We start from the raw sequence: 1216 nt of genomic DNA, 5'->3' as shown, positions 1-1216 counted from the left end.
CGATGCGCGACGGCATCAAGGCGCTCGGCGGCGATCCGGAAAAGATCAATCCGCTGGTGCCGGTCGACCTGGTCATCGACCATTCCGTCATCGTCGACGAGTTCGGCACGCCGATGGCGTTCGCGCGCAATGTCGAGCTCGAATATGAGCGCAACGAGGAGCGCTACAAGTTCCTCAAATGGGGCCAGCAGGCGTTCCGCAACTTCCGCGTCGTGCCGCCCGGCACCGGCATCTGCCACCAGGTCAATCTCGAATATCTCGGCCAGGTGGTGTGGACCAATGCGGAGGACGGCGAGACCACCGCCTATCCCGACACCTGCGTCGGCACCGATTCGCACACCACCATGATCAACGGGCTCGGCGTGCTCGGCTGGGGCGTCGGCGGCATCGAGGCCGAGGCGGCGATGCTCGGCCAGCCGGTCTCCATGCTGCTGCCGGAGGTGATCGGCTTCCGCCTCACCGGCAAGCTCAAGGAAGGCGTCACCGCCACCGACCTGGTGCTCACCGTCACCCAGATGCTGCGCAAGAAGGGCGTCGTCGGCAAGTTCGTCGAGTTCTTCGGCCCCGGCCTGTCCAACATGACGCTGGCCGACCGCGCCACCATCGGCAACATGGCGCCCGAATACGGCGCCACCTGCGGCTTCTTCCCGGTCGACGGCGAGACCATCCGCTACCTGACCATGTCCGGCCGCGAGGAGAGCCGCATCGCGCTGGTCGAGGCCTATGCCAAGGCGCAAGGCATGTGGCGCGACGCCGGCTCGGCCGATCCGGTCTTCACCGACCTGCTCGAGCTCGACCTCGGCGACGTCGTGCCGTCGATGGCCGGGCCGAAGCGGCCGGAGGGCCGCGTCGCGCTGGAAGGCATTCCGGCCGGCTTCGCCAAGGCGATGGAGAGCGAATACAAGAAGGCGGCCGAGATCTCGAAGCGCTATGCGGTCGAGGGCGCCGGCCACGATCTCGGCCATGGCGACGTCGTCATCGCCGCCATCACCTCGTGCACCAACACCTCGAACCCGAGCGTGCTGATCGGCGCCGGGCTTCTGGCCCGCAACGCCAACCGCGTCGGGCTGAAGCAGAAGCCGTGGGTCAAGACCTCGCTGGCGCCGGGCAGCCAGGTGGTGGCCGAGTATCTGGAGAAGTCGGGGCTGCAGAAGGAGCTCGACCAGATCGGCTTCAACCTGGTCGGCTTCGGCTGCACCACCTGCATCGGCAATTC

1 protein-coding gene is annotated in these 1216 nt (G+C 67.1%); it reads left to right on the top strand.

The window, feature by feature from the left end; genetic code table 11:
• The coding region (acnA, locus tag EN818_RS30625; protein WP_135906213.1) for an aconitate hydratase AcnA at positions 1–1216 on the top strand (1216 nt) is incomplete at both ends.

Source organism: Mesorhizobium sp. M3A.F.Ca.ET.175.01.1.1 (genome assembly GCF_004791945.1).
In the GTDB taxonomy this organism is placed as follows: Bacteria; Pseudomonadota; Alphaproteobacteria; order Rhizobiales; family Rhizobiaceae; genus Mesorhizobium.
This window is presented reverse-complemented; position numbering and strand designations above follow the sequence as displayed.